13 protein-coding genes are annotated in these 12,829 nt (G+C 70.8%); 5 read left to right on the forward strand and 8 right to left on the reverse strand.

The genetic code is table 11. The annotated features are described in order from the left end of the window. Nucleotides 1-77 precede the first annotated feature (77 nt). Genes ABZU46_RS01175 through ABZU46_RS01185 form a run of 3 tightly spaced genes read right to left on the reverse strand, consistent with a single transcriptional unit; the run spans nucleotide 78 to nucleotide 2,758 of the window. A complete protein-coding gene (locus tag ABZU46_RS01175) occupies nucleotides 78-1,811 on the reverse strand; it encodes an ABC transporter ATP-binding protein (RefSeq protein ID WP_354854009.1) in 1,734 nt (577 codons plus the stop codon). Then, complete coding sequence (locus ABZU46_RS01180; RefSeq protein WP_354854011.1) at nucleotides 1,805-2,287, reverse strand: MarR family transcriptional regulator; 483 nt, start codon at nucleotides 2,285-2,287, stop codon at nucleotides 1,805-1,807. The genes ABZU46_RS01175 and ABZU46_RS01180 overlap by 7 nt, the downstream gene beginning before the upstream one ends. A gap of 24 nt (nucleotides 2,288-2,311) precedes the next feature. Then, nucleotides 2,312-2,758 (reverse strand): DoxX family membrane protein, encoded by a 447-nt coding sequence (locus ABZU46_RS01185; protein WP_354854013.1) that lies wholly within the window; start codon nucleotides 2,756-2,758, stop codon nucleotides 2,312-2,314. An 84-nt stretch (nucleotides 2,759-2,842) separates the two neighbouring features. On the opposite strand from ABZU46_RS01185, the gene ABZU46_RS01190 reads away from it, so the two are divergent. Continuing rightward, nucleotides 2,843-3,394, forward strand: a complete 552-nt coding sequence (locus ABZU46_RS01190) for a TetR/AcrR family transcriptional regulator (RefSeq protein WP_354854016.1) — start codon at nucleotides 2,843-2,845, stop codon at nucleotides 3,392-3,394. A 144-nt stretch (nucleotides 3,395-3,538) separates the two neighbouring features. On the opposite strand, the gene ABZU46_RS01195 is transcribed toward ABZU46_RS01190, so the two are convergent. Both ABZU46_RS01195 and ABZU46_RS01200 read right to left on the reverse strand, forming a co-directional pair. After that, nucleotides 3,539-4,978 (reverse strand): GuaB1 family IMP dehydrogenase-related protein, encoded by a 1,440-nt coding sequence (locus ABZU46_RS01195; protein WP_354854018.1) that lies wholly within the window; start codon nucleotides 4,976-4,978, stop codon nucleotides 3,539-3,541. Nucleotides 4,979-5,296: 318 nt separating this feature from the next. Then, nucleotides 5,297-5,788 carry a helix-turn-helix domain-containing protein gene (locus tag ABZU46_RS01200; RefSeq protein ID WP_354854020.1) on the reverse strand — a complete coding sequence of 164 codons (492 nt, stop codon included), beginning with the start codon at nucleotides 5,786-5,788 and terminating at the stop codon, nucleotides 5,297-5,299. Nucleotides 5,789-5,880: 92 nt separating this feature from the next. On the opposite strand from ABZU46_RS01200, the gene ABZU46_RS01205 reads away from it, so the two are divergent. After that, nucleotides 5,881-6,486: a dihydrofolate reductase family protein gene (locus ABZU46_RS01205; protein WP_354854023.1), complete on the forward strand. Its 606-nt coding sequence runs from the start codon at nucleotides 5,881-5,883 to the stop codon at nucleotides 6,484-6,486. A gap of 64 nt (nucleotides 6,487-6,550) precedes the next feature. On the opposite strand, the gene ABZU46_RS01210 is transcribed toward ABZU46_RS01205, so the two are convergent. Next, the gene (locus tag ABZU46_RS01210; RefSeq protein WP_354854026.1) at nucleotides 6,551-8,302 is read right to left on the reverse strand and encodes a biotin carboxylase N-terminal domain-containing protein; all 1,752 of its coding nucleotides are present in this window, start codon (nucleotides 8,300-8,302) and stop codon (nucleotides 6,551-6,553) included. 138 nt (nucleotides 8,303-8,440) lie between these two features. Between ABZU46_RS01210 and ABZU46_RS01215 the strand changes: the two genes are divergently transcribed. The 3 genes from ABZU46_RS01215 (at nucleotide 8,441) to ABZU46_RS01225 (ending at nucleotide 10,910) form a co-directional block, all read left to right on the forward strand. Further along, the gene (locus tag ABZU46_RS01215; RefSeq protein WP_354854300.1) at nucleotides 8,441-9,055 is read left to right on the forward strand and encodes a PadR family transcriptional regulator; all 615 of its coding nucleotides are present in this window, start codon (nucleotides 8,441-8,443) and stop codon (nucleotides 9,053-9,055) included. A gap of 121 nt (nucleotides 9,056-9,176) precedes the next feature. Further along, entirely contained in the window at nucleotides 9,177-10,136 is a 960-nt protein-coding gene (locus ABZU46_RS01220) for an ATP-binding cassette domain-containing protein (RefSeq protein ID WP_354854029.1), read from the forward strand. Between the two features lie 18 nt (nucleotides 10,137-10,154). Then, the gene (locus tag ABZU46_RS01225; RefSeq protein WP_354854032.1) at nucleotides 10,155-10,910 is read left to right on the forward strand and encodes an ABC transporter permease; all 756 of its coding nucleotides are present in this window, start codon (nucleotides 10,155-10,157) and stop codon (nucleotides 10,908-10,910) included. 221 nt (nucleotides 10,911-11,131) lie between these two features. Here ABZU46_RS01225 and ABZU46_RS01230 read toward each other — a convergent pair whose 3' ends face one another. Continuing rightward, the gene (locus tag ABZU46_RS01230) at nucleotides 11,132-11,785 is read right to left on the reverse strand and encodes an O-methyltransferase (protein ID WP_354854035.1); all 654 of its coding nucleotides are present in this window, start codon (nucleotides 11,783-11,785) and stop codon (nucleotides 11,132-11,134) included. Continuing rightward, nucleotides 11,782-12,570 (reverse strand): nucleoside triphosphate pyrophosphatase, encoded by a 789-nt coding sequence (locus ABZU46_RS01235; RefSeq protein WP_354854038.1) that lies wholly within the window; start codon nucleotides 12,568-12,570, stop codon nucleotides 11,782-11,784. Before ABZU46_RS01235 ends, ABZU46_RS01230 begins: the two co-directional genes overlap by 4 nt. Between the last annotated feature and the right edge of the window lie 259 nt (nucleotides 12,571-12,829).

The following is a 12,829-nucleotide window of genomic DNA, read 5'->3' on the forward strand; positions in this document are numbered from 1 at the left end:
GCCGCCGCCGGGTTGCTGCGTGTCACCGCCCGGCTTCTGACTGGGTACGGTCGCGGTCCGCGACTCGTCGGGCTCGCTCATGCCGCCACCTCCGCCGTCTGCTGGGAAGCCACGATCTCGGCGTACGTCGGGCAGGTCTGCACCAACTCCGCATGTCGTCCCACTCCGACGACCCCTCCGTTCTCGAGCACGATGATCTGGTCGGCGTCGACGATCGTGGACACCCGCTGGGCCACGATCACCACTGCCGACTGCGCGGTGACCGGGCGCAGTGCCGCCCGCAGCCGCGCGTCGGTGCCGAGGTCGAGCGCGGAGAACGAGTCGTCGAAGAGGTAGATCTCCGGCTGCCGGACCAGGGCCCGGGCGATGGCCAGGCGTTGCCGCTGCCCACCGGAGACGGTGCTGCCGCCCTGGGCGATCGGCGCGTCCAGGCCGCCGGGCATCTGGGCCACGAAGTCGCGGGCCTGCGCGATCTCCAGCGCCGCCCACAGTTCCTCGTCGGTGGCGTCCGGGTTGCCGTAGCGCAGGTTGCTGGCGACCGTGCCGGTGAACAGGTACGGCCGCTGCGGCACCAGGCCGATGCGTCGCCACAGCTCGTCCGGTTCCAATTCGCGGACGTCCACCCCGTCGACCAGCACCGCGCCGCCGGTGACGTCGACCAGGCGGGGTACGAGCGACAGCAGTGTCGTCTTGCCCGCGCCGGTGCTGCCGATGATCGCGGTGGTGGTGCCAGCGGTGGCCGTGAAGGAGATGTCGCGCAGCACCGGCTCGACCGCGCCCGGGTACTGGAAGCGCACCCCGCGCAGCTCCAGCTCGGCCCGGGTGGGCAGTTCGGTGACCGGCGCGGCGGCGGGGACCACCGAGGAGTCGGTGTCCAGCACCTCCACGATCCGCTCGGCACAGACCGCGGCCCGGGGCACCATCATCAGCATGAACGTGGCCATCATCACGGCCATCAGGATCTGCATCAGGTACTGCAGGAACGCGGTGAGCGCGCCGATCTCGATCGCGCCCGAGTCGACCCGCTGCGCGCCGAACCAGAGCACCGCCACGCTTGACACGTTCAGCACCAGCATGACCACCGGGAAGATCAACGCCATCAGCCGTCCGGTACGCAGGGCGGTGGCGGTCAGGTCGGCATTGGCGACACCGAAGCGGTCCGTCTCGTACGGCTCGCGGACGAAGGCGCGGACCACCCGGATGCCGGTGATCTGCTCACGTAGCACCCGGTTGACCGTGTCGATCCGGGTCTGCATCAGCCGGAAGCCTGGCACCATCCGCCGGATGATCGCGCTCAGCGCGACGGCCAGCACCGGCACGCTGACCAGCATCAGCCAGGAGAGCCCGATGTCCTCGCGCAGCGCCATGAAGACGCCGCCGACGCTCATGATCGGCGCGGCGACCAGCATGGTGCAGCTCATCAGCACGAGCATCTGCACCTGTTGCACGTCGTTGGTGTTGCGGGTGATCAGCGACGGTGCGCCGAACCGGGCCACCTCACGGGCGGAGAAGAGGTTGACGTGCGCGAACAGCCGGGCGCGGACGTCCCGGCCGAAGCCCATCGCGGTCCGGGCGCCGAGGTAGACGGCGGCGATCGAGCAGACGATCTGGACCAGGCTGACCAGCAGCATCCAGCCGCCGGTGTGCACGATGTAGTCGGTGTCGCCCCGGGCCACGCCCTTGTCGATGATGTCGGCGTTGAGGCTGGGCAGGTAGAGCGAGGCCATGGTGCCCACGAACTGGAGCAGCACCACCGCCAGCAGCGGTCTCTGGTACGGGCGCAGTTGACCGCGCAGCAGTCGGATCAGCATGACGGTTCCTCCACGTCGGTGGGTCGTCCGGTCATCCGTGGGTCGTCCCCACTGCTGATGACCTCGAGCAGGAACTCCCGGATCACCTGGGCCTTCGCCGGATCGGCGTCGACCGAGGTGAGCGGGCGTCCGGAGTGCATGAGAGCGCCGAGGGCCGCGACCCGCTCCCGGCCGGCGGGGGTGAGGGCGAGTCGGATGCTGCGCCGGTCGCTGTCGTCGCGCTGCCGCTCGACCAGGCCGTCGCGTTCGAGGGTGTCGACGATGCCGGTCAGGGTGGCCGGGCGGACGAACCCCTTCTCGGCCACCTGGCGGTGGGGCAGCTCGCCGTGGCGGGCGAGCGTCATCAGGGTGATCATGCCGGCCTGGGTGAGGCCGTGCTCCTCGGCGAGGTAGCGGTTCCACCGTTGCCCGACGAGGTGCCCGGCCACCACCAGCAGCCGACCGAGCGGCACATCTTGAAGGGTGACGAGTTCCACGGGAGTAGATTAGCTACCTGATAGTCAGGGGCCAAACGAAATCGCCGCAGCGGTGGCGACGAACACGAGTTGCAGGACGGTGCGCTGCCCGAGCGGGGTGACCGGGCGTCCGGCGAGGGTCAGCCTCCGGCCCGCGGCCGAGACGTTGGCCGGGAACATCGCGAGCATGAGCAGGCCGAGCCCGGCTGCGGCCAGCCGGGCGGTCGCCGGGATCAGCAGCCCGGCGGCGCCGACCAGCTCCAGTGCGCCGGTGACGGTGACCAGCAGATCCGGCCGGGGAAGGCCGGGCGGGACCATCGCGATCAGGCCGGCGCGGCGCTGGCCGACGAAGTGCGCGAGGCCGGTCACCAGGAACAGCAGGGCCAGCCCGACCCGCAGCGCGGGATGCCAGCCGTCGAGTGCGGCGACGCCGGCCAGGCCGGCCAGTCGGGCCAGGGCGGTGCCGACCACGAGCGCGATCAGGGGTGCCATCGAAATCCTCCTCGGCGCAATCTTGTCGATGACAAGATTGCGCGACGGAGTGGCATCTTGTCAATGGCAAGATAGGATCCGGGCATGACCGAGACGCGCGGCTACCACCACGGCGACCTCCGTCGCACCCTGCTCGCGGCGGCGCTCGACGCGATCGAGGAGGTCGGGCCGGCCGCGTTGAGCCTGCGCGACCTGGCGCGTCGGGCCGGTGTCTCGCATGCCGCGCCCGCCCACCACTTCGGCGACAAGGCCGGCCTGCTCACCGCCCTCGCCGCTCAGGGCTTCGACCTGCTGGCCCAGACGTTGAGCGTGGCGGGAGACGACCTGTTGGCCGCCGGAGTCGCGTACGTCGACTTCGCCGTCGGGCACCGCGCGCACTTCGAGGTGATGTTCCGGCCCGAGCTGTACCGGGCCGACGACGCGGAGCTGATCGCCGCCCGGGAGCGCGCCGGCGCCGCCCTGCGTTCCGGAGTCGCCGCACTGCCAACCGGAGGCGACGCCGACCGGGACGCCCTCGCCGCCTGGTCGATCGCCCACGGCTTCGCAACCCTCTGGCTGGCCAACGCCCTCCCCGACCGGGTAGGCGACAACCCGAGCGAGGCGGCCCGCCAAGTCCTGAGCCGCCTAACCCCCTGACCCCACCCCCGGCCCCCGGGCCTCGCCGGCCTCCCTCTCCTGGGTTGATCATGAAGTTATTGCCTCCCGCGTCGGCGTGTCGGGGCAATAACTTCATGATCAACGGGGTGGGGCGTGGGTGGGGTGGGGGTGTGGGGTGTGGGGTTACCAGCTTGTGGGGAGGGGCATTCCTTCGGTGAAGCCGGCGGCGCTCTGCACGCCGACGATCGCTCGTTCGTGGAACTGCGTCAGGTCCCGCGCTCCGGCGTAGGTGAAGGCGCTGCGTACCCCGGCGATGATCTCGTCGATCAGATCCTCGACGCCGGGCCGGGTCGGGTCCAGATACATCCGCGCCGAGGAGATGCCCTCCTCGAACACCGCCTTGCGGGCCCGGTCGTACGGGCTGTCGTCGGCGGTACGGGCGCTTACCGCCCGCGCCGAGGCCATCCCGAAGCTCTCCTTGTACCGCCGACCGTCCGGCTCGGTGTAGAGGTCACCGGGGGACTCGTAGGTGCCGGCGAACCAGGAGCCGATCATCACGTTCGACGCGCCGGCGGCGAGCGCGAGCGCCACGTCACGAGGGTGTCGCACCCCGCCGTCGGCCCAGACGTGCCGGCCCAGCTGACGCGCGGCCGTCGAGCAGTCCAGCACGGCGGAGAACTGCGGCCGGCCCACGCCGGTCATCATCCGGGTGGTGCACATCGCGCCCGGCCCGACACCCACCTTGATGATGTCCGCGCCGGCCTCGACCAGGTCGCGTACCCCCTCGGCGGTGACCACGTTGCCGGCCGCCACCGGAACGCCCGGGTCCAGCTTGCGCACCGCCCGCAACGCCGAGATCATCCGCTCCTGGTGGCCGTGCGCGGTGTCCACGACCAGCGTGTCCACACCTGCCTCCAGCAGCGCGGCGGCCTTGCCGGTCACGTCACCGTTGATCCCGACCGCCGCGGCGATACGCAGTCGCCCCCGGTCGTCCACCGCCGGTGTGTAGAGGGTGGCCCGCAGCGCGCCCTGCCGGGTCAGCACGCCGACCAGCCGACCGTCGGCGTCCACCACCGGGGCGAGCCGGCGCCGGCCGGCGGAGAGCAGATCGAAGCCGGTACGCGGGTCCGCGTCCGCCGGGACGGTGTGCAGCTCGGTGGACATCACGTGCCGCAGCTGGGCGAACCGGTCCACGCCCGTGGTGTCCGCCTCGGTGACCACGCCCATCGGCCGACCGGCCTCGTCGACCACGATCACCGCGCCGTGCGACCGCTTCGGCAGGAGGTGGATGGCGTCCCCGACGGTCTCGGTGGGGCCCAGGGTGATGGGTGTGTCGTAGACCAGGTGCCGCTGCTTGACCCAGGCGACGACGTTCGCGACGACCTCGATCGGGATGTCCTGCGGGATCACGGCGATCGCGCCCCGCCGGGCCACCGTCTCGGCCATCCGTCGCCCGGCGACCGCCGTCATGTTCGACACCACCAGCGGGATGGTGGTGCCGGTGCCGTCACCGGTGGACAGGTCGACGTCCAGCCGGGAGCCGAGGTCGGAGCGGGCCGGCGCCATGAAGACGTCGGTATAGGTCAGGTCGTGCGCGGGAACCGCGCCGTGAAGGAAGCGCACCCGAACATCATTCCTGCTCGCGCCCACTCCCGCCGCCGCTGGTGGCCCAAACCACCCCCACCGCCCGGTCCTGTGCGGCGGGTCACCAGCCGACGGTGTCGGCCGTCGCGCGCGCCGGCGCCGCCGTGGGCTGCGGTCCGTCGGGTACGCCGGCGCCGCCGTGGGCTGCGGTCCGTCGCGTACGCCGGCACCGCCGTGGGCCCGGTCCGTCGTGGGCCCGGTCCGTCGTGGGCCCGGTCCGTCGTGGGCCCGGTCCGTCGTGGGCCCGGTCCGTCGTGGGCCGGTCCGTCGCGAAGCGGGCGGTCCCGGCGGATCGGGTCAGTCGCGGGTGGCTGCCTCGTAGGCCGAGCGAAGCTCGTCGACCGCTCGTCGGGCGTGCGGGTCGGGCCGGGGGACGCCGAGGTGCACCTCGCGCAGGTCGTCCATGAAGCGGGTGAGCAGTTCCGGGCCGCCGTCGCGGAGCAGTTCGGCGCGCACCCGCAGGCGACGGTCGCCACCGCGATGGGCCAGCCCCCACGAGCCGAGCGCTGCCATGATCGGCACTGTCTGAATGCCCGCCTCGGTGAGTGAGTAGGCGGCCCGCTGCCCCCGTCGGGCGTCCTCACGGGTGAGCAGGCCCGCGGCGGTGAGGCGCCGCAGGCGGCTGCTGAGAATGTTCGGCGCGATGCCCTCCTCACTGCCGGCGAGCAGCTCGCGGAAGTGCCGCCGATTGCCGAACATGATGTCCCGAAGAACGAGCATCACCCACGGATCGCCCAGGACCTCGACCGCCTGATTGATCGGGCAACCCGAGCGTGGCGCCGAATCCATCAAGCCCTCCTCGCAAGTGATTGCATCTTGCTATCACCTCATCCTAGGGTAGGTCGAAGCAGTTGCATATCGCTATCACTGAGGGAGGGTCCATGTCGGGGCGATTCGTGTACTGGATGAACGTGTCCGCCGATCTGTTGATCGAGCGTGCTCATGGCGAGCAGGGCGGCGGCACCTGGATGCGCATCGGGGAGTCACTGCACCACGAGTTCAACGCGCGGGCGCGGGCGCTGTCGCTCATGGTCCAGGGGCGCACGATCTACGAGACGATGGAGGGATTCTGGCCGGCAGCGCGCGACGACGACTCGTCGCCCGGCTACCTGCGCGAGTACGGCGAGATCTGGACCTCGAAGCCCAAGGTGCTGGTCTCCCGCACGCGTACCAGCGCCGAGCACAACACCGAGATCATCGGCGGCGACGATGCCGTCGGCGAGCTCGCGGAGCTACGGCGGCGCACCGACGGTGACATCGGCGTCGGTGGCGCCACACTGGCTACGGCGCTGCTCCGGGCAGGGCTGCTCGACGAGCTGCTGCTCTTCACGCACCCCGTCATCCTCGGTACCGGCCGCCCACTGTTCGACAGCCACGACGAGCCGCTGGAGCTGGACCTGCTGGAGCAGGCGCGCTTCGACGAGGGCGTCACTCTCCATCGATACGCCGTCCGGAACGTGCGCACGCCGCTGCCGCAGACCGCGTAACCGACTCCGCGCCGAGCCAGCCCCGCGGCTGCCTCGCCAGCAACAGGGGTCTCGCGCTCGCCCCTCAGGCGATGGTGCAGATGGCGGCGCCGGCGGTGATCACGGCACCGACCTCGGCGGTGAGCCCGCTGACCGTACCCGCCTTGTGGGCGTGCAACGGCTGCTCCATCTTCATCGCCTCGAGCACCACCACCAGGTCGCCTTCGGCCACCGTGTCGCCCTCGGCGACCGCGATCTTGACGATGGTGCCCTGCATGGGAGAGGTGAGCGCGTCGCCACCGACCGGGGCGCCCGCCTTGGCCCCGCCTCCGCGCCGGGTCGGCTTACGGGAGGCGGGTGCCGCGGTGGTCGTACTCCCGCCGAAGCCGGCGGGGAGGCTGACCTCGAGGCGCTTGCCGCCGACCTCGACCACGACGGTGTCGCGTTCGGCCGGCGCCTCGGCGGCGCCGGCGGCGGCGGTGAACGGCGGCACGGTGTTGTGGAACTCGGTCTCGATCCACCGGGTGTGCACGGTGAACGGTTCGGCGGTGAACGCCTCGTCCCGCACGACCAGGCGGTGGAACGGCAGCGCGGTGGCCATCCCGTCGAGGACCATCTCGTCCAGCGCGCGGCGGGCGCGTTCCAACGCTTCGGTCCGCGTCTCACCGACGATGATGACCTTGGCGAGCAGCGAGTCGAAGTTGCCGCCGATCACGTCGCCGGCTGAGATGCCGGTGTCCACCCGGACGCCCGGGCCGCTGGGCAGGCGCAGCGTGGTGACGGTGCCCGGCGCGGGCAGGAAGTTGCGGCCCGGGTCCTCGCCGTTGATCCGGAACTCGATGGCGTGCCCGCGCGGCGTCGGGTCCTCGGTGATCCGCAGCTTCTCGCCGTCGGCGATCCGGAACTGCTCCCGGACCAGGTCGATGCCGGCGGTCTCCTCGGTGACCGGGTGCTCGACCTGAAGTCGGGTGTTGACCTCCAGGAAGGAGATCGTGCCGTCCTTGCCGACCAGGTACTCCACCGTGCCGGCGCCGTGGTAGCCGGCCTCCCGGCAGATCGCCTTGGCGCTGTCGTGGATCTGGGCACGCTGGGCGTCGGTGAGGAACGGCGCGGGGGCCTCCTCCACGAGCTTCTGGTGCCGCCGCTGCAACGAGCAGTCCCGGGTGCCCACCACGATCACGTTGCCGTGCTGGTCGGCGAGGACCTGCGCCTCGACGTGCCGGGGCTGGTCCAGGTAGCGCTCGACGAAGCACTCGCCCCGGCCGAACGCCGCGACCGCCTCGCGGGTGGCCGACTCGAAGAGCTGGGGGATCTCCTCCATGGTCCGGGCGACCTTGAGGCCGCGCCCACCACCGCCGAACGCGGCCTTGATGGCGACCGGCAGCCCGTGGTCGACGGCGAACGCCATCACCTCGTCCGGGCTGCCCACCGGGTCCGGCGTGCCGGGGACCAGCGGAGCGCCGGCGCGCTGGGCGATGTGCCGGGCGGTCACCTTGTCGCCAAGGTCGCGAATCGCCTGCGGGGTGGGGCCGATCCAGGTCAACCCCGCGTCGATGACCGCCTGGGCGAAGTCGGCGTTCTCACTGAGGAAGCCGTAACCCGGGTGCACGGCGTCGGCGTCGGCGCGGGCGGCGACGTCGAGCAGCTTGTCGATGCGCAGGTACGTGTCGGTCGCGCTGTCCCCGCCGAGCGCGTACGCCTCGTCCGCGAGCGTGGCGTGCAGGGCGTCCCGGTCGGAGTCCGCGTACACGGCGACGCTGCCGAGGCCGGCGTCGCGGCAGGCGCGGATGACCCGGACGGCGATCTCGCCGCGGTTGGCGATGAGTACCTTGCGCACCTCGTGGCTCCTCCCGGGAAGTTACTGACCGGGAGTGTATCGGCCACCCGTGATGGCCCTAACGATCGCTCAGTGTGGGATGTGGCACTGACCTTAGTCAAACTTGGCTATTACGCTTGTGTGGTGTCTGCGACTCGGATGATGATTCTCGGCCTGGTGCGGTGGATGCAGCCCGTGCACGGCTACGACGTGCGCCGCGAGCTGCTGAGCTGGAGCGCCGACAAGTGGGCGAACGTGCAGCCCGGCTCGATCTACCACGCGCTGCGCAAGCTCACCGAGGAAGGGCTGCTCCGTGCCGTCGCCACCGAGCAGGTCGGCGCCCGTCCGGCCCGGACCACCTACGAGGTGACCCCCAAGGGCGAGGACGAGTTCGAGACGCTGCTGCGCAACTTCTGGTGGAACCTCAGCGAGCCGTCCGACCCCTTCGCGGTGGCCTTCTCCTTCCTGCCCGCCATGCCGCGCGCGGAGGCCGCCGCGGCCCTGCGCAACCGGGCCAATCTGCTGCGCGCCGGTGTCGAGTCGATGCGTGCCTCCCTGGAGTCGGACTGGGTGCGAAACCGCAAGCCGGTGCACGTGGGGTGGATGTTCGAGCTGTGGGCGGTGCGGGCGGAGGCGGAGATGGGGTGGTGCGACCGGATCGCGGAGCGGATTGACTCTGGAGTGTCGTACCTGCCTGCTGAGCTGGAGAACGTCGAGGGCTGGTCGGGGTGGAAAGAGCGCCAGGAGTCGAGGCCGCCGACCGAGGCGGAATAATCAACGTTGACTAAAAGAGTTATATCGCGTTAGCCTGCTGGCGGCACAGCGGGGGAGTGCGCCGTCCGGCGTCGTCCCACTCGACGGCCGGCACGGCCGGCCCGACCGACCAGGAGCAGAAATGATCGAGACCAGGGGGCTGCGGAAGTCGTTCCGCTCCCGCGCGGGTCGAGAGACGAAGACGGTGGACGCCGTGCGGGGCGTCAACCTCCAGGTCGCCGAGGGCGAGATCTTCGGCTTCCTCGGCCCCAACGGCGCCGGCAAGACCACCACGCTGCGGATGCTCGCCACGCTGATCGAGCCCGACGGCGGCGAGGCCACCATCGCCGGGGCCGACCTGCGCAAGGATCCGGCCGAGGTCCGCCGCCGGATCGGGTACGTCCCGCAGGGCGGCAGCACGTGGGACGAGTCCACCGCCCGTGAGGAACTGGTCCTGCACGCCCGGATGTACGGCATCGGCAAGGCCGACGCGCAGCAGCGCGCCGCCCGCGCGCTGGACGCCTTCCAGCTCACCGAGTACGCCGACCGCAAGTGCAAGACCTACTCCGGCGGCCAGCGCCGGCGGGTCGAGATCGCGCTCGGCATCATCCACGAGCCGAAGATCGTCTTCCTGGACGAGCCGACCACCGGCCTCGACCCGCAGAGCCGCGCCCACATGTGGGACGAGATCCGGCGACTGCGCAGCGACGGAATGACGGTCTTCATCACCACGCACTACCTGGACGAGGCCGACGCGCTCTGCGACCGCATCGCGATCATGGACAACGGCGAAGTCGTCGCCGAGGGCACCCCGGCCGAACTCAAGCGGGAGATCTCCGGCGACGTCGTGCTCGTCGGTCTCGACCTGGCCGCCACCCCGCAGGCCGCCCAGGCGCTCGACGGCGAGCCGTACGTCAACAAGCTGGAGACCACCGACGAGGGCGGCCTGCGGCTCTACGTCGACGAGGGCGCCACCGCCATTCCCCAGGTGCTGCGCCGACTCGACCACGCCGGGCTGGAACTGCGCTCGATCGAGCTGCACCGGCCCAGCCTGGACGACGTCTTCCTGACCAAGACCGGCCGCTCGCTGCGCGAGTCCTGACCACCGGAGAGACGACCCATGAAATTCGCCCGCGACACGTGGCTGATCTTCCAACGGCAGATCCAGCTCCTGCTGCGCAACCCGGTCTGGGTCTTCGTCGGCGTGTTCCAGCCGGTGATGTACCTGCTGCTCTTCGCCCCGCTGCTCAAGCCGGCCCTGAACGCGCCCACCCAGGCCGCCGCCTACAAGATCTTCGTGCCGGGTCTGCTGGTGCTGCTGGCCATCTTCGGCGGCCTGTTCCAGGGCTTTGGCCTGATCGCCGAGCTGCGCGCCGGCGTCATCGAACGGTCCCGGGTCACCCCGATCAGCCGGCTCGCCCTGCTGCTCGGCCGCTCGCTGCGCGACGTGGTCTCGCTCATCGTGCAGGCGGTCATCATCACCCTGCTGGCGCTCCTGTTCGACCTGCGGGTGTTCATCGGTGACCTGCTGCTGGCGTACCTCATGCTCGCCCTCATCGCGCTCATGACCTCGGCCGTCTCGTACGGCGTCGCACTCAAGGTCAAGAGCGAGGACGCGCTGGCCCCACTGATGAACACCGTGGCGCAGCCGGTGCTGCTGCTCTCCGGCATCCTGCTGCCGCTGACCTTCGCACCGGGCTGGTTGCAGGGCATCGCCGACTGGAACCCGTTCTCCTGGGCGGTCGACGGCACCCGCGCGCTGTTCGCCGGCGACCTGGCCAGCGACAAGGTCTGGCAGGGCCTCACCATCACAGCGGTTCTCGCCGCGCTGGGGGTCTTCTGGGCCGCCCGCCAGTTCGCCCGCAGCGTCCGCTGACGCTGGCTTCGGGGTGCCCCCTCCTGAGGGGGCACCCCGAATTCGTGCTGTCGGCGCTGCGCGTTCGGTGGGCTGCCGGCGTTTCGTCGGCGTTCAGCGGTGGCGTCCTTCAGCGGTGGTGGCGCTGAGCGGTGGTGGCGCTGAGCGGTGGTGGCGCTGAGCGGTGGCGGCGCTGAGCGGTGGCGGCGCTGAGCGGTGGGGGCGGTCAGCGGTGGGGGCGGTCAGCGCACCCGGGCGAGGGTGAGGCCATCCGCGATCGGCAGCATCACCGGGTCGACCCGTACGTCGGCGAGCACCTCGTCGTTGAAGGCGGCGATCGCCCGGTCGTTGGCGTCCCGTGGGGCGATCACCCGCCCGCCGCGCAGCACGTTGTCGACGGCGATCACCCCGCCCGGCCGCATCCGGGGCACCAGCTCGGCCCAGTAGACCGGGTACCCGGTCTTGTCCGCGTCGATGAACGCGAAGTCCAGGTGACGCTCGTGCGGCAACTCCCGCAGCGTCTCGCCGGCCGGGCCGATACGCAGGTCGATGCGGTCCTGCACCCCGGCGCGGGCCCAGTAACGCCGGGCGATGCCGGTGTACTCCTCGGAGATGTCGAAGCAGGTCAGCCGCCCACCCTCGGGCAACCCCCGGGCGATGGCCAGCGCCGACAGGCCGGTGAACGTGCCAACCTCGACGGCCTGCCGTACGTCCAGCAGCCGGGTCAGGAACGTCAGGAACGCGGCCTGCTCCGGCGCCACCTGCATGGAGGCGTGCTCGGGCAGCACCGACCGGGTCTCCTCGGCCAGATCCTGGATGATCTCGTCCGGTGGGGCGCCGTGCGCGACCAGGTAGGCGTGCAACTCGTCGGTGAGCGGGATCGACTTCGTGGTCATGAGCGGACGTTACCCAGCGGCTCGACCGATTGGCCGCCCGGCGCGACCTTTGTCCACAGGTCCGTGATCTGCAGCCCCAGTTCGGCGAGGAGCCGACGCAGCAGCGGCATCGACAATCCGACCACGGTCCCCGGGTCGCCCTCGATCCGTTCCACGAACGGCCCGCCCAACCCGTCGATCGTGAACGCGCCGGCCACCGCCAGCGGCTCACCGGTGGCGACGTAGGCGGCGATCTCGTCGTCGCTGATGTCCGCAAAATGGACGGTCGTCGAGGCAACCGCCTCGGCGCGCCGCCCGCTGAAACCGTCGATCAGACAGTGCCCGCTGTGCAGGACACCGCTGCGCCCCCGCATCCGCAGCCAACGCGCGGTGGCGTCCGCCGGATCCGCCGGCTTGCCGAGGATCTCCCCGTCGAACGCGAGCACCGAGTCACAGCCGATGATCAGGGTCCGCTGACTGGTGCCTGCTTCCGTGCTGGTGCCTTCGTCCGTGCCTGTGCCGGCGTTCGTGCCTGCGCTGGTGCCTGTGCCTGCGTCCGTGTCCGTGCCTGCGCTGGTGCCGGCTGGCGCGGTTGCCGTGGCGGCCGGACTCAGCCGGCTCAACACTGCCTCTGCCTTGAGCCGAGCCAACTCCAGACACAGGTCCTCGGCCCGATCGGTCACCACCAGGGATTCGTCCACCCCGCTGACCAGCACGTCCGGCTCAATGCCGGCGGCCTGGAGAGACTTACGACGGGCAGGGCTGGCCGAGGCGAGCACGAGGCGGAGTGGCAGAGAATCAGACACCAGCCCGACGTTACCGGCTCACCACCCACCACACCGGTCCACCCGGCCGCGCCGCGCTCGACGCCGTGCTCTTCATGCCCACACGGCCCGCGCTCTTGATCCACTCCACATCACCGATATCGGCCTATCAACCAGCAACAAAAGCCCCACATCGCCGATATGAAGTCGATCAGCCTGTCGGCACCACCGTGATCGACTCGACATCATGGATATCGGGGTATCCCGCTCGCCCGGACACCCCGATATCAAGGATCCCGAG

It is taken from the genome of Micromonospora sp. NPDC005197, from assembly GCF_040608295.1.
GTDB lineage: Bacteria > Actinomycetota > Actinomycetes > Mycobacteriales > Micromonosporaceae > Micromonospora.